The sequence below is a fragment of the Rathayibacter sp. AY2B7 genome (assembly GCF_002931635.1).
In the GTDB taxonomy this organism is placed as follows: domain Bacteria; phylum Actinomycetota; class Actinomycetes; order Actinomycetales; family Microbacteriaceae; genus Rathayibacter.
Map to the genome: position 1 here is coordinate 1 of NZ_PSUC01000003.1, position 24,496 is coordinate 24,496.

Consider the following 24,496-nt stretch of genomic DNA (forward strand, 5'->3'; position numbering starts at 1 on the left):
AGGTTGCGGATGGCGTGCACGGCGACTTGCGGATCGTCGGCGCAGGCCTGGATGCACAGGTCGCCGCCGCCGGCCGAGGGGATGAGCGCGTCGCCGCGGAAGCGGGGCAGGGCCTGCAGCTGCGGAGGCCGGCGGTCGGCGAGGCCGAAGCGGTCGGCGCCGGACTCGTCCGTGAAGAGGGTGGGTCCGAAGCCGACCGTGACGGTGAGGGACGCGGCGTCGAGTCCGAGCGCCTCCCCGGTGTCCTCCGGGGGAGCCGTGTCCGGCCCGTCCACCGCGCCGGTCTCGCCGACCTCGAGGCCCTGGGTCATCCGCGAGGCGGCGAGCGTCCAGTCCTTCAGGAGCTCGACGAGGTCCTCGCGCGTGGTGCCCGCGGCGAGGTCGAACGCGGCGAAGTGCAGCCGGTCCTGCGCGGCGGTGGTGATGCCCGCCTGGTTCGCGCCGAAGAACGGCACGGTGCGCGTGGCGGAGGAGGCCGTCGCGCTCGCGGACGACGTGACGGCCACCGTGCCGCCCACTCCGGCGGCCAGCCCGGCAGTCCCCGCCGAGACGAGGCCGAGCAGCCCGCGCCGCGAGAGCCGGCGGGGCTCATCGGCGGGCTGCTCGGAATCCGCCGGCCGGGCTCCCTCGTGCTGCTCGGCGTCCACTACGCGGCCGGCTCCTCGACGCCCAGCACCGTGTGGGTCAGCTGCGAGAGCGGCTCGGAGAGAGCGTTGACCGCGTCCGAGAGCTCCTTCTTCTGCTCCGCGGTGACGGTGGAGTACGCGGCGAAGCCGGAGTCGATCGAGCCGTACTGCGCGAGCAGGGCGTCGAGCTCGGAGAACCGCTGCGTGATCCGTCCGGTGAGGTCGGCGCCCTCGTCGCCGCTGGCGGTCGCGATCGGCTCGACATTGCCGAACGCCACCTCCGCGCCCTGGACGTTCGCGGCGAAGTCGGTGAGGTCGGTGCTCGACCACCAGTCCTCCTCGCCCGTGATCTTGCCGGCCGCGACTTCGTCGAGCAGGCCGATGGCGCCGTTCGAGATGTCGCCCACCGAGACGGTGAAGCCGGGCGCGTTCACGAGGTCGGCCAGGCTCTGCACGTCGTCGACGAGGCCCTGGCCGAACTGCGCGCGCTGCTCGGGGGTGGAGGGCGCCCAGTCGAGGAGCGCGCTCGTGCCGTCGGAGTTGAGCGCACCCTCCGCGGGGGCCCACAGGTCCTTCTCGATGCGGTGGAAGCCGGTCCAGTCCAGGCCCTCGGCGACGGCGTCGACCTCGCGGTAGTCGATGCGCGGGTCGAGGTCGCCGAACGCCTCCGCGGTCGGCTCGATCCGCTCGTAGAAGACGCGGGTCGACGCGAAGAGGCCGCGCGCCTTCTCGTCGTCGCCGGCCTCGTAGGCCTGCGCGAACTCGGCGACCGCGGGGAGCAGCTCGCCCACCTGCGACTTCACGTACGCCACGTAGTTGGTGACCGCCGCCTCCGTCGCCGCCTTCTCGTCCGCCGACTGAGCGGTGGCCTCACCGGTCACGGTGAACTCGCTCAGCCCGACCGGGGCGCCGACCTGCTGGAACTTGCAGGCGGTGTAGTAGGTGCCCGGCTCGAGCTGAGCGACGTAGGAGACGCTCTGGCCCGGGGTCACGTTCTCCTTCTCGCCCACGATCCGCAGCTTGTCCTCGGCCAGGATCTCGAACTCGTTGACGTCCGAGCCGCCGTTGGTCAGAGAGAACGTCACCGCTCCCGCCTCGGCGGTCGCCGTCGACACCTCGCAGGCGTCGTCCCTGATCGCGACGTCGAGCGCGGCAGAGGAGGAGGACGCGGGGGTGTTCGGCACGCAGCCCGTGAGGATCAGCGCCAGGGCGCCGGCTCCGGCGAGGCCGAGGGTGACGCGGGGGAGGGTGGGACGAGCGCGCGAGGACATGCTTCTCCTGGATCGGGGCGAGTGCGCCGGCGGTGCCGGAGCGGGTCAGACGGAGGTGGGAGCGGGAGCGGCGACCGGGGCTGCGCTGCCCCGTCGCGGGCCGCGCAGGCGGACCTGGCGGACGAACAGGGCGCCGACGACGACGAGGTAGAGCAGCCAGGCGGCGAACTGCAGAGCGGTCGGCTCGGGCGTGTAGTTGAAGAGGCCGCCGACCACCGCGGTCACGGGCGGCGGGAGGATCGGGCCGAGCGAGAACAGCGGGGTGCCCCAGCCGGGCAGGAGCGACGCCTCCTGCAGGTCGCCGACGCCGTAGGAGAGGACGCCGGCCGCGACGAGGATGAGGAAGCCGCCCGTCCAGGTGAAGAAGCGCCCGAGGTCGATCCGGACGAAGCCCCGGAAGATCAGGTACGCGATGACGACCGAGCTGAGGATGCCCAGCAGCGCGCCGACCGTGCCGACCCACGCGCTGGATCCCGACCCCGCACTGCTCGAGGACACGCTCGCCCAGACGAAGAGCGCCGTCTCGATGCCCTCGCGGCCGACGCTGATGAAGCCGAGGACGACGATGCCGAGGGCCGACCCCGCGACGGCGCCGTCGAGCCGGGACTCGAGGTCGCCCTTCATGCTGCGGGCGTTCGCGCCCATCCAGAAGATCATCCAGGTGACCAGCCCGACCGCGAGGATCGAGAGGCCGCCGCCGATGAGCTCCTGGGCCTGGAACGACAGGGTCGAGGGGCCCCAGGTGAGGATCGCACCGGTGACGAGCGAGATCGCGATCGCCGCGGCGATGCCGGTCCAGAGCCGCGGCAGCACGTCGCGCCGTCCGAGCTTGGTCAGGTAGGCCACGAGGATCCCGACCACGAGGCCGGCTTCGAGGCCTTCGCGGAGGCCGATGAGGTAGTTTGCGAGCACGCGTGTTCTCTTGGTCGATGGTGGACGAGGAGGGGGCGACTCCCGCCCCGAGTCGATCCGGTCGGCGGGGCTCCGTTGTTCGGTAAGCCTTGCCTAACCCGGGTCGACTGTAGTCCGCTGCCCGGTCGCTGTCCAGAAGCGCCCGCAGCGGAGGCCGCGCAGGACGAGAGGCGGAGAGTGGACGCGGGCCGGGACGCAGCAGCGGAGCGGGTGGTGGCGGTGCACGCCCACCCCGACGACGAGACGATCACCATGGGCGGAACCCTGGCGCGGCTGGTGGCGCAGGGCGCCTCCGTCACCGTCGTCACCGCCACGCGGGGGGAGTGCGGCGAGGTCATCCCCGAGGACCTCGCTCCGCTCGAGGGCTCGGCCGAGCTGGCCGCGCACCGGACGACCGAGCTCGTCGTCGCCCTGACGGCCCTCGGCGTCGCCGACCACCGCTTCCTCGGCGAGGCGGGTGCCCGCGCACCCGGCCTCGCTCCGCGGGTCTACCGGGACTCCGGCATGCAGTGGGGGCCCGGCCGCGTCCCGGTGCCGCTCGAGCCGGTGCATCCCGCGTCCTTCACCGCCGCGCCCGAGGACGAGGAGGTGGCCGATCTCGTCGCCGTCCTGCGGCAGGTCGATGCGGGCGTCGTGCTGTCCTACGACGCGGGCGGCGGCTACGGCCACCCCGACCACGTCCGCACCGCCCGGGTCGCCGAGCGCGCCGCCGAGCTGCTGGGCCTGCGCTTCCTCGCCGTCCTCCCCGACGCGGCCCCGCCCCTCCCCGGCGACGTCGTGATCGAGCTGTCCGCCGAGGACCACGCCCGCAAGCGCGCGGCCCTCGAGGCGCACGCGACGCAGCTGGTGGTCGAGGGCGACGAGGCCCGCCTCTCGAGCGGTCCGCCGTTCCCCATCGGCCGCATCGAGCGCTTCCGCCCGGTCGCGCAGGCGGGGCGTCCGGCGCCGCTGCCGGAGGAGCGTCCGACGCTGGGATCGCGCGTGCTGTCGGGTGTCGCCGGAGTCCTGGTCGGCGCGGTGGTAGGAGCGATCACGACCGTCGCCCATCAGAGCACCGTGTCGGTCGGCGGTGTCGTCCTCCCGGTCGGCCTGGCCGCCTCCCTCGCCGGCGTGCTGCTGCTCCTGCTCGGGCTGCGCCTCGTGCTCATCGACCGGTTCGTCGCGTTCTGCACCGCGATGGGCCTGCTCGGGATGATCGGGCTGCTCGCCCTGCGCAGCACCGGCGGATCCGTCCTCGTCCCGGCGAACGGCCTCGGCGTGGCCTGGACCTTCCTCCCCGCCCTCATCGCCCTCGTCGTGATCGCGTGGCCGCGGCTGCGGGCGGCCGCTCCCGCCGCCGCCCCGCGGCCCGCGGACGCCGACGCCCCGTCGGCCCCCGTACGATAGAGACACTGTTCGAAGGGACCTGGAGCACCGTGACCTACGTGATCGCACTTCCGTGCGTCGATGTCAAAGACCGCGCCTGCATCGACGAGTGCCCGGTCGACTGCATCTACGAAGGCGAGCGCTCGCTCTACATCCACCCGGACGAGTGCGTGGACTGCGGTGCCTGCGAGCCGGTCTGCCCCGTCGAGGCGATCTACTACGAGGACGACCTCCCCGAGGAGTGGTCCGACTACTACAAGGCCAACGTCGAGTTCTTCGACGAGATCGGCTCCCCGGGCGGAGCCGCCAAGGTCGGCGTGATCGCGAAGGACCACCCGGTCATCGCGGCGCTGCCTCCTCAGAGCCACTGAGGCCGCTCCCGTGGCCCTCGGCGCGCTGCCCGACTACCCCTGGGACCTGATGGCGCCCTTCGCCCGCACGGCGGCGGAGCACCCCGGCGGGATCGTCGACCTGTCGATCGGCTCGCCGGTGGACCCGACGCCCGCCCCGATCCGCGACGCGCTCGCCCGCGCGACGGACTCGCACGCGTACCCCACGACCGTGGGCACCCCCGCTCTGCGCGAGGCGATCGCCGCCTGGTACGCGCGGCGGCGCGGAGTCGAGGGCCTCGGGATCGACGAGGTCCTGCCGACGATCGGCTCCAAGGAGCTCGTCGCCTGGCTGCCCTTCCTCCTCGGACTCGGGGAGGGGGACGTGGTCGTGCATCCGCGCGCCGCCTACCCGACGTACGCGATGGGCGCGGCGATCGCCGGCGCCGAGGCGCTCGCCTCCGACGACCCGGCCGAATGGCCCGCGACGACCCGCCTGGTCTGGCTCAACTCTCCCGGCAACCCCGACGGCGCCGTGCTCGACGTGTCCGCCCTGCAGCGCGCCGTCGCGCGTGCCCGTGAGCTGGGGGCCGTGATCGCGGGGGACGAGTGCTACGCCGAGCTCGGCTGGGACGGCCGCTGGGCCGACGAGCCGATCCCGAGCGTCCTCGACCCGCGCGTGGTGGGGGAGGACCGTACCGGGGTCCTCGGCGTCTACTCGCTGAGCAAGCAGTCGAACCTCGCCGGCTACCGCGCCGCCTTCGTCGCCGGGGACGCGGCCCTGATCGCGCGCCTGGTGACCGTCCGCAAGCACGCGGGCATGATCGTGCCCGGTCCGCTGCAGGAGGCGATGATCGTCGCCCTCGCCGACGACGAGCACGTCGTCGCGCAGAAGGAGCGCTACCGCTCCCGCCGCGACCGCCTCCGGCCCGCCCTCGAGTCCGCGGGCTTCCGGGTCGACCGCAGCGAGGCCGGCCTCTACCTGTGGGCGACCGAGGGCCGCCCGGCCTGGGAGTCCATCGACCGCCTCGCCCGCCTCGGCGTCCTCGCGGGCCCCGGCGTCTTCTACGGGGAGGGCTTCCCCGAGCACGTGCGCCTCTCGCTGACGGCCTCCGACGAGCGGATCGACGCGGCCGTCGAGCGCCTGTCCGGCGGCCTCTGAGGGGCTCGACCCGGCCGATCCTGACGGGTTCCGACAAGGCCCCGGCCCCAGCGCTGGGCGATGTCACAGTGCCCCCGCTTTGCCCATAGGCTGTATGTGGTTCGGTCGACGGCGCCTCGCGAGGCCCCGGCTGCACCACGATCCAGACCCGGCGCCGCCCGCTCCGTGCGAGCGCTTCCGGGGTGCGACCGCGACGACCTGGGAGGCGTTGTGACCGAATCCGGCACGCAGAGCGACGGAACCGCGACGGTGGGCTCCACGGAGCCCGCGACCGGGAGCGCCACGACGACGCCTCCCGCGCCGGCGGAGCAGGAGCTCCCCGAGAAGGTCACGCTCACCTTCGGCGACCGCACCGCGGACTTCCCGGTCCTGCGCAGCGTCGACGGCTCCTCGAGCATCGACTTCTCGACCCTCTCGAAGCAGACCGGCTTCATGTCGCTCGACTACGGCTTCGTGAACACGGCGGCGACCAAGTCGCAGATCACCTACATCGACGGCGACCAGGGGATCCTCCGCTACCGCGGCTACCCGATCGAGGAGGTGGCCACCAACGCGACCTACCTCGAGGTGGCCTGGCTCCTCATCTACGGCGAGCTGCCGACGGCCGACGAGCTCGCGGGCTTCGACGAGCGCATCCGCCGCCACACGCTCCTCCACGAGGATCTCAAGCGCTTCTTCGACGCGCTCCCGCACAGCGCGCACCCCATGTCGGTGCTCTCGGCCGGAGTCTCGGCCCTGTCGACGTACTACGAGGACAGCTCCAACCCCAAGGATCCCGAGGCGGTGGAGCTCACCACGATCCGCCTCCTGGCGAAGCTGCCCGTGATGGCGGCGTACGCCCACAAGAAGGCGATCGGCCAGGCGTTCCTCTACCCGGACAACTCGCTGAGCTTCGTCGACAACTTCCTCCGCCTCAACTTCGGCACGATGGCCGAGCAGTACCAGGTCGACCCGGTGCTCTCGAAGGCGCTCGACCGCCTCCTGATCCTCCACGAGGACCACGAGCAGAACGCGTCGACGTCGACCGTTCGCCTCGTCGGCTCCACCGAGGCGAACCTCTACGCCTCCGTCTCGGCCGGCATCAACGCACTGTTCGGCCCTCTGCACGGCGGAGCGAACGAGGCGGTGCTCACCATGCTCGGACGGATCCGCGAGTCGGGCGAGAGCGTGTCGACGTTCGTCGAGCGGGTGAAGAACAAGGAGGAGGGCGTGCGCCTGATGGGCTTCGGCCACCGGGTGTACAAGAACTACGACCCGCGCGCGAAGCTGGTCAAGGAGAGCGCCTCCGAGGTCCTGCAGGCCCTCGGCGTGAAGGACCCGCTGCTCGACATCGCGATGGAGCTCGAGGCCCTCGCGCTCGAGGACGACTACTTCAAGGAGCGGCGCCTCTACCCGAACGTCGACTTCTACACGGGCGTCATCTACAAGGCGATGGGCTTCCCGACCCGGATGTTCACCGTGCTCTTCGCGATCGGCCGCCTGCCCGGCTGGATCGCCCACTGGCGCGAGATGAACACCGACAAGCAGACCAAGATCGGCCGCCCGCAGCAGCTCTACATGGGCTCGCCCGAGCGCCACTGGCCGACCGACCGCTGACCGGTCCCCGAGAGCCCGTCCCCGCCAGGGGGGCGGGTTCTCGCCGATCGACGCGCCCGTCTCCGGCTCCGGTCGGTGGTCGAGTAGCCGCCGCAGGTGGCGTACCGAGACCGTCCGGCTCTGCGCCCCCTTCATGGGGTCTCGTCGGCCTGACGAGGCTCGAGCCTCTTCCTCGAGGCGGGACGCAGAGCGGCGTGGTCGCCGCGCATCAGCGCCTCGCGCTGGGCACGGCTCCGGTTCCGGGACCGCTTCTCCCACCAGAACGCCTCTGCGATGCCCTCGAACTCCTCGTGCCAGAGCAGGCGCACCGGCTGCCGCGAGCGCATGGAGGCGGCGTCCAGGACCATCCTGTGTGAGTGCGGAGGGGACCGCGCTTATGGAGGAGCGCCCGGCGCGGCCGCTCCCCGTGCTGCTCGACGCGCGGCGAGGAGGCGCGAAGCGCTGGACGCGGTGTTCGCCGGCTGCCGCCCGGCGCTGACGGGCCGCTGTTCGGGAGGAGATGGTCTCGATACGCCGCCTGCGGCGGCCCCTCGACCAGCATGAGACGGCGGACCCGATCAGCTCGGGTCGTCCCGGGGCGCCGCCTGCGGGACCGGCGGCGCCGGACGCCCGCCCGCGGGTCAGGCGTGCAGGGTCAGGCGTGCAGGGCGGCGTTCAGCTCGATGCCGGCGCCGGTGCGGGGGAGGACCTCGACGGCCCCGGTGAGGGAGTTGCGGCGGAAGAGCAGGTTCGGCACGCCCGAGAGCTGCACGGCCTTCACGGTCTGCGGGGCGCCGTCGGCGCGCGGCGCTCCGCCGACCACGACGACCTTGGTGCCGGCGGTCACGTAGAGGCCGGCCTCGACGACGGTGTCGTCGCCGAGGGAGATGCCGATGCCCGAGTTCGCACCCAGCAGCGCCCGCGCGCCGATCGAGACGCGCTGCACTCCTCCGCCCGAGAGGGTGCCCATGATGGACGCGCCGCCGCCGATGTCCGAGCCGTCGCCGACCACGACGCCCTGCGAGATGCGCCCCTCGACCATCGAGCTGCCGAGGGTCCCGGCGTTGAAGTTGACGAAGCCCTCGTGCATCACCGTCGTGCCGGGTGCCAGGTGCGCCCCGAGGCGGACGCGCGAGGTGTCCGCGATGCGCACCTTCGCGGGGGTGACGTAGTCGGTCAGCCGCGGGAACTTGTCGATGCCGGTGGCCTGGATGCCGTGGCGCCGGAGCGAGGGCCGCAGGCGGGTGAACGACTCCGGCGAGACCGGACCGGCGTTCGTCCACACCACGTTCGGCAGGTGGGCGAAGACGCCGTCGAGGTTCACCTCGTTCGGGCGGACCAGGAGGTGCGAGAGCAGGTGCAGCCGCAGGTAGGCGTCGGACGTGGAGGCGGGCGGCGCCTGCACGTCGATCTGCAGCGTGACCACGTCGATGCGGACCTCGCGGCGCGGATCCTCGCCGGCCTGCTCCTCGAACTCCGCCGGCACGATCCAGGGGTCGCGGCCGGCCGGGATGGTGCCGAGGCGCGGCTCCGGGAACCAGGTGTCGAGGACGGTGCCGTCGACGGCCACGGTGGCGAGCCCGTATCCCCAGGCGGAGGCGGGCGCGGAGGAGTCTGCGGAGTGCTCGAGGGTCATGCCGATCAGGGTAGCGCGGAGCGTCCGGCCGCTACCCTGGGGCGCATGGCCGATCCGACCACCGCCCCTCCGCTCGATCTGCGCACCGATCCGGTCGCCCTGACGCGGATCCTCTGCGACATCCCGTCCGTCTCGGGCGACGAGCTCGAGATCGCGGACGCTGTGCAGTGGGCGCTCGAGCAGTACGACCACCTCGAGGTCATCCGCGACGGCCACACCGTCGTGGCGCGGACGAACCTCGGCCTCGCCCAGCGCGTCGTGATCGCCGGGCACCTCGACACGGTGCCGGTCAACGGCAACCTGCCCGTCGTCGCCGAGACGATCGACGGCGTCGAGCACCTGGTCGGCCGCGGGACCGTCGACATGAAGGCCGGAGTGGCGGTGCAGCTCGTCCTCGCCGCCGAGCTCTCCGATCCGGCCGTCGACATCACCTGGATGTGGTACGACAACGAGGAGGTCGCAGCGGACCTCAACGGCCTCGGCCGTCTCTCCCGGCACCGCCCCGACCTCTTCTCCGCCGACTTCGCCGTGCTCGGCGAGCCGACCAGCGGAGCAGTGGAGGGCGGCTGCAACGGGACGCTCCGGGTCGACGTGGTCACCCGCGGCGTCCGCGCCCACTCCGCCCGCAGCTGGGTCGGCGAGAACGCGATCCACGCGGCGGCGCCGATCCTCGACCGCCTCGCCGCCTACGTACCGCGCGAGGTCGAGGTCGAGGGCCTCGTGTACCGCGAGGGCGTCAACGCCGTGCGCGTCACCGGCGGGGTCGCGGGCAACGTGATCCCGGACCTCTGCACGGTGCAGGTCAACTACCGCTTCGCCCCCGACCGGTCCGGGGAGGAGGCGCTCGCCCACCTCGAGGAGCTCTTCGAGGGGTTCGAGGTGACGGTGGACGATCTGGCCGAGGGCGCCCGCCCGGGGCTGGACGCACCTCTGGCCCAGGCCTTCCTCGCGGCCGTCGGAGCCGAGGCGAAGCCCAAGTACGGCTGGACCGACGTCGCGCGGTTCTCCGCCATGGGCATCCCGGCTGTCAACTACGGACCGGGCGACCCGCTCCGGGCCCACGCCGACGACGAGCGCGTGGCGGTGCACGAGATCACCGAGTGCGCCGAGGGCCTCCGCCGCTGGCTGACCGCGTCCCTGTGAGCGCGACCGCCACGGCCGTCCCCGTCCGCCTCCGCCTGCGCCTGGTCCCGTGGTGGGCGCGGGTCCTCCTGGTGTACATCGCGACCCGCGCGGTCACGACGGTGATCCTGCTGCAGTTCGCTGCGCACCAGCTCGCGAACCCGTGGACCGGGCCCTCCCCGTCCTACTCGGCCTTCGCGTCGATGTGGGACGGCCGCTGGTACGAGATCATCGCGGCCACCGGATACCCCGGCTTCCTGCCGATCACGCAGGACGGCCACGTGGGGGAGAACGCCTGGGCCTTCATGCCGCTCTACCCGGGCGTCGTGAAGGCGCTGATGGCGGTCACCGGCCTCACCTGGGCTCCGGCCGCCGTGACCGTCTCCGTCCTGTGCGGAGCCGGAGCCTGCCTCGTCCTGTACCGCCTCTTCCGGCACTCCCTCGGCGAGTCGCAGTCGCTGACGGCGGTGCTGCTGTTCTGCGTGGCGCCGACCTCGCCGCTGATGCAGCTCGCCTACGCGGAGTCGATGGCGATGCTCCTGACCGCGGTCACGCTCCTCCTCCTGGTGCGGCGGCGCTGGCTCGCGGTCGTGCCCGTCGTGCTGCTGCTGGGCCTGACCCGGCCGAGCGGGCTCGCCTTCGCCGCCGCGCTCGGCCTGTACGTCGTCTACCGGTTCGTCCGGCGCCGCACGGAGCCGTTCCCTCGGTCGGAGTGGCTGCCGGCCGTGGGCCTGACGGCGTGGGGGCTCGTGGTCGGCTTCCTCTGGCCCGCCGTGGCGTGGGCCGTCACCGGGTCGATGACCGCGTACACCGACACCGAGCTGGCGTGGCGTGCGGTCTACATCGGCTACCAGGAGCTGCTCCCGCTGACTCCGTGGTTCCAGGGCGGCGCCTGGTGGGGCTCGTGGTGGTTCGGGGCTCCGGCCGTCGGCGTCGTCCTGGTGGTGCTCCTGCTGGCGGCGTTCGTCGGGATCCTCGCCGCACCGTGGACACGGAGGCTGGATCTCTTCAGCCGGGCCTGGGTCGCCGGGTACGGCGTCTACCTGCTGGCGTTCTTCTTCCCGCAGTCGAGCACCTTCCGGCTGCTGGGCCCGATGTTCCCGCTCGTCGGAGCGCTGGCGGTGCCGCGCTCGCCGGTCTTCCGCGTCGCGCTGGTCCTGCTCGGGATCGGCGGCCAGATCGTCTGGATCTCGATCTGCTGGGCCGTCGCCGGATCGGACTGGACCCCGCCGTGATCGTGCCGAGCGCCCGCCCGGCGCGGTGCTCCTCCGGGGACTCCCGACTCCCGCACGGGTATGCTCGTCGGAATGTCTCCCCTCACGCCAGCCGGTGAGCCGCGACACACGTCGCCCCTCCTCCGGCCGACCCGCCGGCGAGCCGCGGCGACACCCGCCCGCTCCCCGCTGACGACCCCCTCCGCGACGGACCGCGGGCCGCTCGCGTGAGCGCCACCGCGATCGCGCCGGAGACGGAGGACGCCTCTCCGTCCCGCTCCCGCTGGGGTCTGCTCCGGAGGATCCCGTGGTGGATCCAGGTGCTCCTGGTCTTCGCCGTGTCCCGCGTCGTCACGACCGTGATCATGCTCCGTGTCGGCGCCGTGCGTCAGGGCGTCGAGTGGACGGGACTCCGCGACACCTACGTCCGGTTCGCGACGACGTGGGACGGCGGCTGGTACGAGCGGATCGGGATGACGGGGTACCCGTCGGTCCTGCCGCTCTCGCCGTCCGGAGCCGTGGAGCAGAACCCCTGGGCGTTCATGCCCGTCTACCCGTTCACCGTCCGCGGCCTGATGAACATCACCGGGCTCGACTGGGCGAACGCGGCGGTGCTCGTCGCCCTGGTCTGCAGTGCAGCGGCGTGCCTGGTGATCTACCGGCTGTTCCGCGTCTCGCTCAGCGAGGGCCAGGCGCTGATGGGGATCGTCTTCTTCTGCGTCGCTCCGACGTCCCCGATCCTGCAGATCGGCTACGCGGAGTCCGGCGGCATCCTCCTGACGGCCGTGCTGCTCCTCCTGCTGGTGCGCCGCAAGTGGATCTGGACGTTCCCCGTCGTGCTTATCGTGGGGCTCCTGCGCCCGAGCGGCCTCGCGATCGCGGCGATGACGGGCCTCTACTTCCTCTACCGCGTCTGGCGCCACGTGCGCGGCACCGAGCCGTTCGCCCGCCGGGAGTTCGCCTTCACGGTCTCCCTCACGGTCTGGTCCCTCGCGGTGGGGTTCGCCTGGCTGCTCATCGCCTGGGCCGTGACCGGCTCCTTCACCGCCTACACCGACACCGAGCTCGCCTGGCGCAGCGTCTTCATCGGCGAGGGCGAGCTCATCCCCTTCACCTCCTGGTTCGCCGGCGGGGGCTGGTGGGGAGGCCTCTGGTTCGGCTCGCCGATCACGGGCATGGGCATCACCGTCGTGGTGGTGCTCGGATTCCTGGCGATCCTGTTCTCGCGGGCCACGCGCAGCCTCGACGTCTTCTCGCGGCTCTGGGTCGGCGGCTACGCGATCTACCTCTTCGCGTTCTTCTACCCGCAGTCGAGCACGTTCCGCATCCTGATGCCGATGTTCCCGCTGGCAGGGGCGCTCGCGGTGCCGCGGTCGACCCTCCTGAGGGTGTTCGTGGTGGCCGCATCGATCGTCGGGCAGGTCGTCTGGGTGCTGCTGTGCTGGGTGTTCACCCCCGGCGACTGGTCCCCGCCGTGATCGGCTGACGCCCGACTTCCGGGCGCGGTTCGGAACACCCCCGCGGATGCACGATAATAGGGGGATACGTCACGAAAGGGGAACTCTATGGCGGCCATGAAGCCGAGGACCGGAGACGGACCGATGGAGGCTGTTAAGGAGGGCCGACTCATCGTCGTGCGCGTTCCGCTCGAAGGAGGCGGACGCCTCGTCGTCTCGGTCAACGATGCAGAGGCGAAAGAGCTGCACGACGCGCTCGCGTCGGTGGTGTCTCCCGCCTGATCCGCACCGTCGTGAACGCCCGTCGCACACCGTGCGGCGGGCGTTCCGTCTGTCCCCGGTCGGCCGCGCTCGTCAGGCGCGGCGCTTGTTGGCCTGCAGCAGGCCGTCGCCGATCGGCGAGAGCACGCTGACCACGGCGGGGGAGGCGCAGACCTCGGCCACCAGCGTGCGGAACGCGGTCGCGATCTCGTCGCGCTGCGCGGGGTTGGCCACGCGTCCGCGCCAGAGCGCGTGGGGGACGAGGACCGTCCCGCCCGGACGGACGAGCCGCAGCGCATGCTCGACGTTCTCGATGACCTGCAGCGGATCGCCGTCGACGAAGACGATGTCGTAGGAGTTCTCGTTCATCCGGGGCAGCACCTCGAGGGCGCGGCCCGGGATGAGCCGGAGCCGGTTGGGCGAGATGCCGGCCTCGTGGAACTGGGCGCGCGCGTGCTGCTGGTGCACCGCCTCGGAGTCGATCGAGGTGAGCATGGCCTCGGGGGCGCCGTCGAGCAGCCACAGGCCGCTCACTCCGGTGCCGGTGCCGATCTCGATGATGGAGGTCGCGCGCGCCGCGGCGGCGACCAGCGCGGCCTGCGCGCCGATCGAGGGGGAGACGGCGTCGATGCCCAGCTCGACCGAGAGCCGGCGGGCCGAGGCGATGGCCTCCGACTCGACGACCGCGTCCTCGGCGTACTTCCAGTTGGCATCCTTGTCGGACACGGGGGCGCTCCTCTGATCGGTGCGCCGGGCGGATCGCGCCCGGGCATCGCCAGGGTACGGTGGCGCGCGGGCTCCGCGAGGGAGGCGCGGCGGGTTAGTGTTGTCCTCGTGTTCGGTCTGACGTTCGACAAGCTCCTCATCATCGGGGTCATCGCCGTCTTCGTGCTGGGTCCCGACCGCCTCCCGCACTACGCCGCCCAGCTCGGGCAGCTCGTGCGCAAGGTGCGCGGATTCGCCACGCAGGCCCGGGAGCGCGTCAAGGACGAGATGGGCGACGAGTTCAACGACGTCGACTGGAAGAAGCTCGACCCGCGCCAGTACGATCCCCGCCGCATCATCCGCGACGCCCTGCTCGAGGACGATCCGGTCCCCACCGTGAAGCCGCCCACCGCTGTCGCCGCTCCCGTCGTGCCGGGCGGCACCGGCTCCGCGCAGGACAGCTACTACACGACGATGCAGCGCTCCGTCTCGTCCGGCACGCTCTCGAGCGTCGCGCCGCCGCCGATCGACTCCGAGGCCACCTGAGCCCTGCTCCGCGAGGAGCGCCGGGCGGGCGTCCCGACCGACGCCGCCCGCACGAAGCCGCGCGGAGGCGTCAGCCGACGGCGAGCGGGAGCCGACGGCCGGTCAGTCCCCGCGGCCGCGCGGCGAGCGTCGCCGCCAGGACGTCGATCGCCCGGGCAGCAGGATCCTCCGGATCGCCGACGACGACGGGCACGCCCTCGTCGCCCCCCGCCCGCAGCGCGACGGAGATCGGCAGGGATGCGAGCAGCGGCACCTCGTCGCCCGCCGCCGTGAGCCGACGCGCGACCTCGGCCCCCCCTCCGCTGCCGAAGAGCTCCAGCACCGAGCCGTCGGGCTGGGGGAGCCCGGACATGTTCTCGACCACTCCGACGATGCGCTGACCCGACTGGCGTGCGAGCGCTCCACTGCGCTCGGCCACGTCGGCGGCCGCCGGCTGCGGTGTGGTGACGATGAGGACCTCCGCATGGGGGAGCAGCTGTCCGATCGAGATCGCCACGTCCCCCGTGCCGGGAGGCAGGTCGAGCAGGAGCACGTCCAGGTCGCCGAAGTACACGTCGGTGAGGAACTGGGAGATCGTGCGGTGCAGCATGGGCCCGCGCCAGGAGACGGCCGCCCCGCGGGTGTCGCCCTCGAGGAACATCCCGATCGAGATGACCTTCACGCCGTGCGCCACCGGCGGCAGCATCAGCTCGCCGACGCGGGTGGGCCCCGCGACGCGCCCGTCGTGCATCAGGCCGAGCAGGCCGGGGATGGAGAAGCCGTGCACGTCGGCGTCCACGAGGCCGACCGCGAGCCCCCGCCGAGCGAGGGCGACCGCGAGGTTGGCGGTGACGGTCGACTTGCCGACACCGCCCTTGCCGCTGGTGACCGCGTACACGCGGGTGAGCGAGTCCGGGCCGAAGGGCATGCTCCGGCGGCCGCCCTGGAGGCGCTCGGTGAGGGCGGTGCGCTGCGCCGGTGTCATGACTCCGACCACGACGTCGACCGCCGTGACTCCGGGAGCCGAGGCCGCGGCCTCGCGCACGTCGCGCTCGATCGCGGAGGCGGCCGGGCAGCCGACGATGGTCAGCCGGATCGCGACGCGGACGGCTCCGTCGGCGGCCGCCTCGACCGACTCGAGCATGTCGAGCTCGGTGATGGGCTTCCGGATCTCCGGATCGACGACGCGAACCAGCGCCGTCCTGACGGCGGTCTCGATGGCGGCGACGTCAGGCATCGCGCCGCTCGGGCTCCTGCGCCCGATCCTTCTCGAGCTCCTCGAGCAGGCCGCGCAGCTCCGAGCGGATGAAGTCCTTGCTCGCCATGTCGCGGATCGCCAGGCGCAGGGCCACGACCTCGCGCGCGAGGTACTCGGTGTCCGCGAGATTGCGCTCGGCCCGCTGCCGGTCCTGCTCGATCTGCACGCGGTCGCGGTCGTCCTGGCGGTTCTGCGCGAGCAGCAGCAGCGGCGCGGCGTAGGAGGCCTGCAGCGAGAGGATCAGCGTCAGCACCGTGAAGCCGAGGGCCTGTGAGTCGAAGCGCGCGTCCGCGGGCCCGTAGGTGTTGAACATCAGCCAGAAGACGCAGAAGATCGTCATCCCGACCAGGAACCACGGCGTGCCCATGCCGCGGGCGAACGACTCGGTCAGGCGGCCGAAGCGGTCGCTGCTCGGGCGGTTCCGCCGGGAGAGGACGCGTGTGCGCAAGCCCTTCGGAGCGTCCAGGCGCCGGTCCTGCTTGGTGTCCCTAGCCACGCGCGCCCCTCCGTCCCCGTCGTGTCCTGCCTGTCGCCGCGGGTGCCGGCGGCACGAGCGGGACGCCCTGCGTCGCCGTCGTCACCGGCTTCCTCGGTTCGTCGTCGTCGCCGTGGCTGCGCCAGTCGTCGGGGAGCAGGTAGTCGAGGACGTCGTCGATGGTCACGACGCCGACGAGGCGGTGGGACGCGTCGACGACGGGCACCGAGACGAGGTTGTAGCTGGCCAGGATCCGGGCGACCTCGGCCGCCGAGGTCTCGGGCGTGATCGGGTCCATGCTCTGGTCGAGCAGGGTGCCGAGGCGCTCGTGCGGCGGGTAGCGGAGCATCCGCTGGAAGTGCACCATGCCGAGGAAGCGGCCGGTCGGCGGCTCGTAGGGCGGCAGTGTGACGCAGACGGCGGCGCCGAGGGCCGGGGCGAGCTCGTGGCGGCGGATGAGGGCGAGACCCTCCGCGACGGTCGCCTCGGAGGAGACGATGATCGGCTCCGTGGTCATCAGACCGCCGGCGGACTCCGGGGCGTAGGTGAGGAGCATGCGGACGTCGTCCGCCTCCTCGGGCTCCATCAGCTCCAGGAGCGCCTCGCCGCGCTCCTCCGAGAGCTGGGCGATCAGGTCGGCCGCGTCGTCAGGCTGCATCTGGTCGAGCACGTCGGCGGCGCGGTCGTCGTCGAGCCGGCCGAGGATCTCGACCTGCTCGCTCTCGGGCATCTCCTCGAGCACGTCCGCGAGGCGGTCGTCCGAGAGCTCGCCGGCGACCTCGAGCATCCGCTGCTGCGGCAGGTCGAGAAGCGTGCTGGCGAGGTCGGCGGGCTTGAGCTCGGAGAGGCTGGCGACGTACTGCTCGGCGGACTGCGCCTCGGTCGAGACGCTCTCGCGGACCTCGCGCCAGCCGGCGAAGGCGGTCGCGCCCTTGGCGAAGGGGGAGGGGCTGGTCTTGGGCCGGCGGACGAAGAGCTGCGCGAGCTCCCACTCGCCGGGAGCGGCCTCCTCGATCGCGACGTCCTCGACGACCGCGTCACCGGAGCCGTCCACGAAGCTCACCCGGCGGCCGAGAAGCTCGGCGATGACGCGGACCTCGCCGCCTCGCTGCTCGAAGCGGCGCACGTTGATGAGCCCGGTGGTGATGATCTGGCCGCTGCCGATGCTGGTGACCCGGCCGATCGACACGAAGACGCGACGGCGCCCGGGGATCTCGACCACCAGGCCGACCACCCGCGGGGCGTCGTTCTGCCGGTAGACCAGGAGCACGTCGCGGACCTTGCCGACGCGATCGCCGGCCGGGTCGAAGACACTGCATCCGGCCAAGCGCGCGACGAAGACTCTGGCGGAACTCACGGCTACAAACCTAGTCCCGTGCAGCCGGGCGGACGCCGAGCGTTCCCGGCTCGCCCTCGGCCGGTTCTCCGAATCCGTTCAGAGACCTTCAAGTGGCCTGTGCGATTCTGTCCGGGTGACTCAGCAGACGCCGTTCAGCGGCCGAGGGCCGGCCTTCCCCACGATCCCGCGCGGGGAGATCCTCGCCACGTTCGACTCGTACCAGGAGGCGCAGGCCGCCGTCGACGTGCTCGCCCGCGCCGACTTCCCGGTGCGCCAGCTCGCCATCATCGGCAACGAGCTCAAGAGCGTCGAGCGGGTGACCGGCAAGCTCACCTGGGGCCGCGTCGCCCTCGCCGGAGCGGCCTCCGGCGCCTGGCTCGGTGTCTTCCTGGGCCTCCTGCTCATCATCTTCTCGCCGACGACGGAGTTCTCCTTCCTCATCGCGGCGGTCCTCCTCGGCGCCGGCTTCGGGATGCTCTTCGGGCTCGCCTCCTACGCCGTGAACCGCCGCCGTCGCGACTTCACCTCGACCATGCAGGTGATCGCGACCAGCTACTCCGTGCTCGTGGACCCCGAGGTGGTCAACCGCGCGCGCAACCTGCTCGACGGTGGCACCTCCCCGGCGGAGTCGCCCCAGACGGCCTGGGCTCCGCCGCCCGCCGCGGTCGGCGACCCGCAGCCGCAGCCCGTCCGCCCCGAGGACGACCCGCGCTGACGATCCTCCACGAGGGCCCCCGGTCCGCCGGGGGCCCTCGTCGTTCCCGGGACGGGGCGGCTCAGGCGGAGCCGACGGGCGGGAGGACGATGTCGACCGCGAGACCCCGGGGGGAGCGGTTGACCAGGGCGACCGTCCCGCCGGCCGAGAGCACGGTGGTGTGCACCAGGGCCAGCCCCAGACCGCTGCCGCCGGAGGCGAGGGTCCGGGAGTCGTCAGGGCGGGAGAAGCGGTCGAAGGCGACCGGGATGAAGGCGTTGGGCATACCTGGTCCGTCGTCCGAGACGCTGAGCATCAGGCGCCCGTCCGACTGCGAGAGAGAGGCGACGATCATGCCGCCGCCGTTCATCGCCTGGATCGCGTTCCTCACGAGGTTGTCGATCACCCGGCCGAAGTCCTGGGACGCGACCGCGTAGAGCCGCGCGGGCTCGCGCTCGTCGATCTCGTAGTCGATCTCCACCCCCGACTCCGAGGCGAGCAGGCGGGTGCGGTCGACGGCGCCCACCAGCTCGTCGACGAGCTCGGCGAAGGGAGCGGTCGGGCGGACGGTGCGGCTCTCGATGCGCGAGATGTCGAGCAGGGCGGACGCGAGGCGCACGAGCCGGTCGACGCTCTTCTGCGCGTCGAGGATGACCCGGTCGACCGCGACCGGGTCGTCGACGCGGTGGTGGGCGATCTCGAGCTGGGCGGAGAGCGCGGCGAGGGGAGTGCGGAGCTCGTGGCTCGCATCCGACACCATCTGCTTCTCCCGGGCCAGCGACGCGGTCTGCTTGGTCAGGAACGCGTTCAGCGTCACCGCGAGCTCGTCGATCTCGTCGCGCGTGCCGACGACCGGGAGCTGGTCGCCCTGCCCGGGATCGGCGGCGATCTGATCCGCGCGCGCCCGCATCCGGCGCACCGGGGCGAGGGCCGCGCCCGTCAGGATCCACGAGGCGAGCCCGAACGTGACGACGAGGAAGATCGCCGCGTAGACGAGCACGTGGGCGAAGTCGTCCAGGACGAGCTGCGAGGCGGCCTGGTCGCGGGCGGAGGCGACCTGCCAGACGCCGCGATCGCTCTCGATGGCCGTGAAGCGGACCAGGTAGCTGCCGTTCGCCGTCGTCACGTCGGCGTACCGGGGCGAGGTGTCGGCCGGCTCCTCCGCCAGTGCGCTGAGCACCTCGCCGCTCAGGCGCGAGGGCATGGTCGAGGTGCTGACGCTCCCGTCGGGCGCGAGGGCGAGGAACAGCTGGCCCGTCGACGAGCCCTGCGTGCGCGGGACGTTGCCCGCCGAGATGTCGCGGCGCACCTCGTCCTCGATCGACATCAGGATCGTCCGCTCACTGCGGTCGACGATGCCGGTGACCACCTGGTAGAAGAGCAGCGCCGCGAGCGCGAAGAGGGCGGTCGCCACAGCGACCGTTCCCACGGTGATCCTCGCGCGGATCGAGAGCGCGCCGACCCGGCGGCGTGCCGTGCTCATCCGCGGCACGGGCTACTCGACCGGGCGGAGGAAGTAGCCCTTGCCGCGGACGGTCACGATGCTGACGCCCGTGTCCTCGGTCGGGAGCTTCTTGCGCAGGTAGCTGACGTACTGGTCGACGATGTTGTTGTCGACGATCTCGCCGCCGCCCCAGATCTCGGAGAGGATCCGCTGGCGGGTCACCACGGAGCCGACGGGAGTGATGAGGAGCTTGAGGAGCTCGAGCTCCTTCGGGCTGACGTGGATGCGCGAGCCGTCGGCGGTGCGCCGGATGCTCGATCCGTCCACGGTGATGCGTCCGACGTCGATCGAGGTGGACATCAGCGACGGGCTGCGGCGCAGGAGGGCCCGGAGGCGCGCGTTGAGCTCGGTGAACGCGAACGGCTTGGTCAGGTAGTCGTCCGCTCCGGCGTCGAGCCCGAAGACGCGGTCCTCGATCGCGTCCCGCGCGGTCAGCAGCATGATCGGCGTGGGCCGGCCGAGCTCGCGGATCCGGCGGCAGATCTCGAAGCCCGACATCGCCGGGAGCATGACGTCCACGATGGCGGCCGAGAACTCGGCGTTGCTGAACGCGACGAGCGCGTCGATGCCGTTCGTGGTGAGCACGGCCTCGTAGCCGGCGTCTTCGAGGCCGCCGACGAGGGCCTCACCCATGGCTGGATCGTCTTCGACGACAAGGATCTTCACGCGCTCACCCTACGGCCCGGCTCTCAGGAGGACGCACTGCGCGGGCCGTGTGTCGATCGGATGCGGGATCGACCCATCCGATCGGCGCGGGGCGACGAATGAGGAGTGACAGACCGCTCGGGGGCGTGGCGGGAGAGGCGCGATCAGTGGCGCAATTCTACTCTTCTCCCCCCGTCGGGCCGATGATACTGTTCGCGAAGTTCACCTCTACCGTCACCCGAAGGCGGCACAAACATGCTCAATATTCTTTCCATCTGGGCGCGTCTCGCGCTGTCGGTCCTCCTGTGGATCGTCCTTCTCCCCGTCATGCTCGTCCTGCTGCCGTTCCGCACGGGCAGGAGCGCCTCGCTCCCCGCCCTGCGACCGGTGCCGGTTCCCGCACAGACGGTGGCGATCGACACCCGGAGCACCAGCGGCGCGTACTAGGCCCACTTCCCGGTCGTTCCGGGCCCGACGCTCCGCTCCCATGAGCTCCGGCGTCGACCGCCCACCGATCCCCGACACCCGAACAGCCGTGCCTCTCTGCGCCAGGAGGGGGCGCGGCTCTTCGTCGTTCCCCGGGTCGATCCCGACTGACCGACAGATGTCGAGTTCGGCTACTCTCGATCGCGAGCCGCGTCAAGCCCTTCGCAGAATCTCAGGGACTGGCAATACAGTGCTCGCACATGGTTCACCGATCGGAAGGAACACGGATGCTTCGCGCCACGCTCGACACCGCTGGGATCCAGCTCGATTCGACCACGGGAGCCCCCGTGCGCCCCGACACTCCGGTCTCGGTGGTCGCGTCGGCGCCTCAGAGCCTGATCTCGCGGATGCTCGGACGCCGCCGCTGCGAAGCATGCGGAGCGACTTCGGCCCGTCGCCGCGACGGCTTCTGCTCGGCCGACTGCGCCGGCACCTTCCACCTCTACGAGTGAGCCCGACCGGCCGAGTGCCGGTGGTGAACGTCCCGAAGGCCCGTGATCGACGATCGCGGGCCTTCGTGCTGTCCCGGAAGTGTCGGAGCGCCGCGTGAGGAGCGCCACGGTCGGACTCGGTCGCCCACCGGGTGATGCCGCTCGGTCCGTGGTGGAGGGGTGCGCCTCGAGGGGCGTCGAGCACCGGAGCTGCGCGCCCATGCGCGAGGGAGGGGAGCGGAGGACCGCGGATGTGCCCCCAGTAGGATTCGAACCTACGCCCCTGCCTCCGGAGGGCAGTGCTCTATCCCCTGAGCTATGGGGGCCAGGAGTGCCTGACCACATTAGCACCCGGTCGGGGCGGGGCCCGACGCCGGGAGCGGTCCTCGCGCATGCCACGATGGAGCCATGCTGCGCACTGTCTCCGCCTCGCTGGATCTGCGTCTGAACGGCCCGACCGACCTGATCTTCCTGGTGGCGGCGACGCCCACGGGCGACTCGTTCGAGGACTCCTTCACCGTCCGGCTCGACGGGCAGGACGTGCCGGTGCGGGAGTTCCCGGCGCGGCACGGCGCCCGCGTGCACCGCGTCGCGGGGAACGAGGGCGACCTGCGGGTCGAGTACCGGGCGCGGGTCGCCGGCCACGGCGCTCCGGACGAGCCGAGCGAGCTCGAGCTCGTCGAGTACCTGCGGCCGAGCCGGTACGCCGAGGCGGACGTGCTCGGAGGGATCGCCCGTCGCGAGTTCGGGCGGGCCCGGGGCTTCGAGGCGCTGACGGCCGTCGAGGAATGGGTGCACGGCCACCTGTCGTACGTCTACGGCTCGACGGTCGGCACCGGGGGAGCGGCGCAGGTCATCGAGAGCGGCCAGGGCGTGTGCCGGGACTTCGCGCACACGGTCGCCGGGCTCCTCCGCGCCCTCGACATCCCCGCCCGGGTGACGGCGGTCTACGCGCCGGGCCTCGAACCGCGGGACTTCCACGCGGTCACGGAGGCCTGGGTCGGCGGCGCCTGGCACGTCGTGGACGCGACCCGGCTGGCTCCGCGCGGGTCGATGCTGCGCATCTCGTCCGGCCGGGACACGGCCGACACCGCGTTCCTCAGCAGCTACCTGACGGACCTGCGCCTGACCGGGATGAGCGTGGAGGCCGACTGCGACGCGGCGCTCGTCGACGACCACGTCTCGCCGGTGCGCCTGGGCTGACGCCGGGGCTCAGCCGGCGAGGACGCCGATCGCCGACCGCACGAGCGGCTCGGGGTCGCCCGGCTCGACGAAGGAGGCGCTGGACGCCTCGATCCAGTACTCGCCGACGAAGGCGTCCGCGACGCCCCGCCCCTCGGCCACCTGGTAGTAGCCCTCGATCTCCGGCGGCTTGCCGTAAGTGGGGACGGCCTTGCTGGTGGTGAAGAACTCGTTCTTGAGCGCCTCGATCACCGCGGGGTCGAGGTGGGCCACGGCCAGCTGCAGCTCGGCGCCCGAATCGTCGGACCATCCGCAGACCAGGCCGTCGTACTGGGCGATCTCCTCGGAGACGGCGGTGGTCCCGATGCCGTCGTCCGGGGAGAATCCGCCCCACAGGCCCGCGAGCGCCGAGGCCGGGACCAGCTGCTCGCAGGCGAGGGGGATCGGCGTGCCGCTGACGGCGCCGCTCGCGCTCGGCTCCGGGTCGGCCGCGGGGGAGCAGCCGGAGAGGGCCGCCGCGGCGAGGGCGACGAGGAGGAGGGCGGCGGGACGGCGCATGCGTCGCACCCTAGCAACGCCGCCCTGCCGAGCGGCCCCACGCTGCAGCAGGGACGGGGGGCGCGGGCGCGGCGGCCGGTAGAATCGCTCCCCGTGACTCCCGAACAGCTCGCCGCCTCCCTGCACGCCCTCGTCCTCGACGCCGTGCAGCGACGGGGGAGCGATGCGGGCGTCGAGCTCTCGGACGTCGTGCTGGAGCGCCCGAAGAACCGCGACCACGGCGACTGGGCCTCGAACATCGCGATGAAGCTCGCGAAGCGGGTCGGCGCGAACCCGCGCGAGCTCGCCGCCGAGCTGGCCGAGGGACTGGGCGCGGTCGAGGGTGTCGCCACGGTCGAGGTCGCCGGTCCCGGCTTCCTCAACGTCCGGCTCGAGGCCGCGGCCGCGGGTGCCCTTGCCGGCGCGATCGCCGAGGCGGGCGAGGCCTACGGCACCGGGTCCGCCTACGCCGGCGTCCGGATGAACCTCGAGTTCGTCTCCGCCAACCCCACCGGCCCCATCCACATCGGCGGGACGCGCTGGGCGGCGGTCGGCGACAGCCTGGCCCGGATGCTCCTCTCGCAGGGCGCCGAGGTGACCCGCGAGTACTACTTCAACGACCACGGCGCGCAGATCGACCGCTTCACGCGGAGCCTCCTCGCCGCCCACCGCGGCGAGCCGACCCCGGAGGACGGCTACGGCGGCGCCTACATCGGCGACATCGCCGAGCGCGTCGCCGCCGCCTACCCGGGCGACCTCGCCGTCCTGCCCGAGGAGGAGCTCGCCGAGACCTTCCGCTCCATCGGCGTCGAGCTGATGTTCGGCGAGATCAAGCAGAGCCTGCACGAGTTCGGCGTCGACTTCGACGTGTACTTCCACGAGAACTCCCTGCACGAGTCGCGTGCCGTCGACCGCGCGATCGAGCGCCTCCGCGAGCTCGGGCACATCTTCGAGGCGGACGGCGCCACCTGGCTGCGGACCACCTCGTTCGGCGACGACCGCGACCGCGTCATCATCAAGAGCGACGGGGAGGCGGCCTACATCGCGGGCGACCTCGCCTACTACCTCGACAAGCGCGAGCGCGGCTTCGATCGGGCGATCATCATGCTCGGCGCCGACCACCACGGCTACATCGGCCGGATGATGGCGATGTGCGCGGCGTTCGGCGACACCCCGGGCGTGAACCTCGAGATCCTGATCGGCCAGCTGGTCAACCTGCTCCGCGACGGCGAGGCGGTCCGGATGTCCAAGCGGGCGGGGACCGTCGTCACGATGGAGGACCTCACGGAGGCCGTCGGCGTGGACGCCGCGCGCTACTCGCTGGTGCGCTCCTCGGCCGACTCGACCCTCGACATCGACCTCGACCTGCTGACCAAGCGGAGCAACGACAACCCCGTCTACTACGTGCAGTACGCCCACGCGCGCACCCGCCAGGTCGCGGCGAAGGCCGCGGGGTCGGGCGTCCCCGTCGAGCCGTTCGCGCCCGAGACGCTGGTGCATCCGACCGAGTCGGCGCTGCTCGGCGGCCTGCAGGAGTTCCCGCGCATCGTGGCGCACGCCGCGGAGCTGCGCGAGCCGCACCGCGTCGCGCGGTACCTCGAGGAGGTCGCCGGCCTCTACCACCGCTGGTACGACAACTGCCGGGTCGTGCCGCAGGGCGAGGACCCGGTCGAGGCCGTGCACTCGACCCGGCTGCGCCTGAACGAGGCGACCGGGCAGGTGCTCCGCAACGGGCTCTCCCTGCTGGGCGTCACGGCCCCGGACCGGATGTGAGCGCGTCGGGGG

Annotated in this window: 26 protein-coding genes and 1 tRNA gene; 14 read left to right on the forward strand and 13 right to left on the reverse strand. The window is 72.3% G+C overall.

The window, feature by feature from the left end; all coding sequences use genetic code 11:
* The 3 genes from C5C27_RS00960 to efeU form a co-directional block, all read right to left on the reverse strand.
* A partial coding sequence (locus C5C27_RS00960; RefSeq protein WP_181133404.1) for a Dyp-type peroxidase domain-containing protein occupies nucleotides 1-647 on the reverse strand: 647 nt, incomplete at its 3' end.
* Entirely contained in the window at nucleotides 647-1,897 is a 1,251-nt protein-coding gene (efeO, locus tag C5C27_RS00965) for an iron uptake system protein EfeO (protein WP_104237549.1), read from the reverse strand. The genes efeO and C5C27_RS00960, both read right to left, overlap by 1 nt.
* 45 nt (nucleotides 1,898-1,942) lie before the next feature.
* Nucleotides 1,943-2,809, reverse strand: a complete 867-nt coding sequence (gene efeU, locus C5C27_RS00970; protein WP_104222982.1) for an iron uptake transporter permease EfeU — start codon at nucleotides 2,807-2,809, stop codon at nucleotides 1,943-1,945.
* A 177-nt stretch (nucleotides 2,810-2,986) separates the two neighbouring features.
* Here efeU and C5C27_RS00975 point away from each other — a divergent pair, with 177 nt between their 5' ends.
* From C5C27_RS00975 to C5C27_RS00990, 4 genes are all read left to right on the forward strand, one after another.
* Nucleotides 2,987-4,195: a PIG-L family deacetylase gene (locus C5C27_RS00975; RefSeq protein WP_146076874.1), complete on the forward strand. Its 1,209-nt coding sequence runs from the start codon at nucleotides 2,987-2,989 to the stop codon at nucleotides 4,193-4,195.
* A 29-nt stretch (nucleotides 4,196-4,224) separates the two neighbouring features.
* Entirely contained in the window at nucleotides 4,225-4,545 is a 321-nt protein-coding gene (gene fdxA, locus C5C27_RS00980; RefSeq protein WP_104222984.1) for a ferredoxin, read from the forward strand.
* A gap of 10 nt (nucleotides 4,546-4,555) precedes the next feature.
* On the forward strand, nucleotides 4,556-5,665 hold the full coding sequence (dapC, locus tag C5C27_RS00985) for a succinyldiaminopimelate transaminase (RefSeq protein ID WP_104237552.1): 1,110 nt from the start codon (nucleotides 4,556-4,558) through the stop codon (nucleotides 5,663-5,665).
* Nucleotides 5,666-5,875: 210 nt separating this feature from the next.
* Nucleotides 5,876-7,261 carry a citrate synthase gene (locus C5C27_RS00990; protein ID WP_258066464.1) on the forward strand — a complete coding sequence of 462 codons (1,386 nt, stop codon included), beginning with the start codon at nucleotides 5,876-5,878 and terminating at the stop codon, nucleotides 7,259-7,261.
* Between the two features lie 131 nt (nucleotides 7,262-7,392).
* Here C5C27_RS00990 and C5C27_RS00995 read toward each other — a convergent pair whose 3' ends face one another.
* A complete protein-coding gene (locus tag C5C27_RS00995) occupies nucleotides 7,393-7,608 on the reverse strand; it encodes a hypothetical protein (RefSeq protein ID WP_104237553.1) in 216 nt (71 codons plus the stop codon).
* A 287-nt stretch (nucleotides 7,609-7,895) separates the two neighbouring features.
* Nucleotides 7,896-8,876 (reverse strand): 2,3,4,5-tetrahydropyridine-2,6-dicarboxylate N-succinyltransferase, encoded by a 981-nt coding sequence (gene dapD / locus C5C27_RS01000; protein WP_104237554.1) that lies wholly within the window; start codon nucleotides 8,874-8,876, stop codon nucleotides 7,896-7,898.
* Between the two features lie 45 nt (nucleotides 8,877-8,921).
* Here dapD and dapE point away from each other — a divergent pair, with 45 nt between their 5' ends.
* The 4 genes from dapE to C5C27_RS01020 all read left to right on the forward strand — a co-directional run bounded on the left by dapE (nucleotide 8,922) and on the right by C5C27_RS01020 (nucleotide 12,951).
* Complete coding sequence (gene dapE, locus C5C27_RS01005) at nucleotides 8,922-10,019, forward strand: succinyl-diaminopimelate desuccinylase (protein WP_104313230.1); 1,098 nt, start codon at nucleotides 8,922-8,924, stop codon at nucleotides 10,017-10,019.
* Nucleotides 10,016-11,233, forward strand: coding sequence for a hypothetical protein (locus C5C27_RS01010; RefSeq protein WP_258066465.1), 1,218 nt, complete (start codon nucleotides 10,016-10,018; stop codon nucleotides 11,231-11,233). Before dapE ends, C5C27_RS01010 begins: the two co-directional genes overlap by 4 nt.
* A gap of 206 nt (nucleotides 11,234-11,439) precedes the next feature.
* A complete protein-coding gene (locus tag C5C27_RS01015; protein ID WP_104237556.1) occupies nucleotides 11,440-12,690 on the forward strand; it encodes a hypothetical protein in 1,251 nt (416 codons plus the stop codon).
* 87 nt (nucleotides 12,691-12,777) lie between these two features.
* Nucleotides 12,778-12,951, forward strand: a complete 174-nt coding sequence (locus C5C27_RS01020) for a DUF3117 domain-containing protein (RefSeq protein WP_068208299.1) — start codon at nucleotides 12,778-12,780, stop codon at nucleotides 12,949-12,951.
* 72 nt (nucleotides 12,952-13,023) lie between these two features.
* Here C5C27_RS01020 and C5C27_RS01025 read toward each other — a convergent pair whose 3' ends face one another.
* Nucleotides 13,024-13,656 carry an O-methyltransferase gene (locus C5C27_RS01025; RefSeq protein WP_104222989.1) on the reverse strand — a complete coding sequence of 211 codons (633 nt, stop codon included), beginning with the start codon at nucleotides 13,654-13,656 and terminating at the stop codon, nucleotides 13,024-13,026.
* Nucleotides 13,657-13,764: 108 nt separating this feature from the next.
* Here C5C27_RS01025 and C5C27_RS17660 point away from each other — a divergent pair, with 108 nt between their 5' ends.
* Nucleotides 13,765-14,181: a twin-arginine translocase TatA/TatE family subunit gene (locus tag C5C27_RS17660; protein ID WP_146079582.1), complete on the forward strand. Its 417-nt coding sequence runs from the start codon at nucleotides 13,765-13,767 to the stop codon at nucleotides 14,179-14,181.
* Between the two features lie 70 nt (nucleotides 14,182-14,251).
* On the opposite strand, the gene C5C27_RS01035 is transcribed toward C5C27_RS17660, so the two are convergent.
* Genes C5C27_RS01035 through C5C27_RS01045 form a run of 3 tightly spaced genes read right to left on the reverse strand, consistent with a single transcriptional unit; the run spans nucleotide 14,252 to nucleotide 17,250 of the window.
* Nucleotides 14,252-15,397: an Mrp/NBP35 family ATP-binding protein gene (locus C5C27_RS01035; RefSeq protein WP_104313233.1), complete on the reverse strand. Its 1,146-nt coding sequence runs from the start codon at nucleotides 15,395-15,397 to the stop codon at nucleotides 14,252-14,254.
* Entirely contained in the window at nucleotides 15,390-15,914 is a 525-nt protein-coding gene (locus C5C27_RS01040; protein WP_104222991.1) for a DUF1003 domain-containing protein, read from the reverse strand. Before C5C27_RS01040 ends, C5C27_RS01035 begins: the two co-directional genes overlap by 8 nt.
* On the reverse strand, nucleotides 15,907-17,250 hold the full coding sequence (locus tag C5C27_RS01045; protein WP_104225554.1) for a magnesium transporter MgtE N-terminal domain-containing protein: 1,344 nt from the start codon (nucleotides 17,248-17,250) through the stop codon (nucleotides 15,907-15,909). The genes C5C27_RS01040 and C5C27_RS01045 overlap by 8 nt, the downstream gene beginning before the upstream one ends.
* Nucleotides 17,251-17,365: 115 nt before the next feature.
* Here C5C27_RS01045 and C5C27_RS01050 point away from each other — a divergent pair, with 115 nt between their 5' ends.
* The gene (locus tag C5C27_RS01050) at nucleotides 17,366-17,947 is read left to right on the forward strand and encodes a general stress protein (RefSeq protein WP_258066466.1); all 582 of its coding nucleotides are present in this window, start codon (nucleotides 17,366-17,368) and stop codon (nucleotides 17,945-17,947) included.
* A gap of 61 nt (nucleotides 17,948-18,008) precedes the next feature.
* On the opposite strand, the gene C5C27_RS01055 is transcribed toward C5C27_RS01050, so the two are convergent.
* Both C5C27_RS01055 and C5C27_RS01060 read right to left on the reverse strand, forming a co-directional pair.
* Nucleotides 18,009-19,409 carry a HAMP domain-containing sensor histidine kinase gene (locus tag C5C27_RS01055; RefSeq protein ID WP_146079583.1) on the reverse strand — a complete coding sequence of 467 codons (1,401 nt, stop codon included), beginning with the start codon at nucleotides 19,407-19,409 and terminating at the stop codon, nucleotides 18,009-18,011.
* A gap of 12 nt (nucleotides 19,410-19,421) precedes the next feature.
* Nucleotides 19,422-20,096, reverse strand: coding sequence for a response regulator transcription factor (locus C5C27_RS01060; protein WP_258059273.1), 675 nt, complete (start codon nucleotides 20,094-20,096; stop codon nucleotides 19,422-19,424).
* Between the two features lie 234 nt (nucleotides 20,097-20,330).
* Here C5C27_RS01060 and C5C27_RS01065 point away from each other — a divergent pair, with 234 nt between their 5' ends.
* Entirely contained in the window at nucleotides 20,331-20,522 is a 192-nt protein-coding gene (locus tag C5C27_RS01065; protein WP_104237558.1) for a hypothetical protein, read from the forward strand.
* A gap of 266 nt (nucleotides 20,523-20,788) precedes the next feature.
* A complete protein-coding gene (locus tag C5C27_RS01070; RefSeq protein WP_104237559.1) occupies nucleotides 20,789-21,013 on the forward strand; it encodes a hypothetical protein in 225 nt (74 codons plus the stop codon).
* 233 nt (nucleotides 21,014-21,246) lie between these two features.
* Here the strand turns inward: C5C27_RS01070 and C5C27_RS01075 are convergent.
* Nucleotides 21,247-21,318, reverse strand: a tRNA-Arg gene (locus C5C27_RS01075).
* An 82-nt stretch (nucleotides 21,319-21,400) separates the two neighbouring features.
* Between C5C27_RS01075 and C5C27_RS01080 the strand changes: the two genes are divergently transcribed.
* On the forward strand, nucleotides 21,401-22,195 hold the full coding sequence (locus C5C27_RS01080; RefSeq protein ID WP_104232730.1) for a transglutaminase family protein: 795 nt from the start codon (nucleotides 21,401-21,403) through the stop codon (nucleotides 22,193-22,195).
* A gap of 9 nt (nucleotides 22,196-22,204) precedes the next feature.
* Here the strand turns inward: C5C27_RS01080 and C5C27_RS01085 are convergent, their stop codons facing one another.
* On the reverse strand, nucleotides 22,205-22,732 hold the full coding sequence (locus C5C27_RS01085; RefSeq protein ID WP_104237561.1) for a hypothetical protein: 528 nt from the start codon (nucleotides 22,730-22,732) through the stop codon (nucleotides 22,205-22,207).
* 93 nt (nucleotides 22,733-22,825) lie between these two features.
* Between C5C27_RS01085 and argS the strand changes: the two genes are divergently transcribed.
* Nucleotides 22,826-24,484: an arginine--tRNA ligase gene (argS, locus tag C5C27_RS01090; protein WP_104313236.1), complete on the forward strand. Its 1,659-nt coding sequence runs from the start codon at nucleotides 22,826-22,828 to the stop codon at nucleotides 24,482-24,484.
* Nucleotides 24,485-24,496 lie beyond the last annotated feature (12 nt).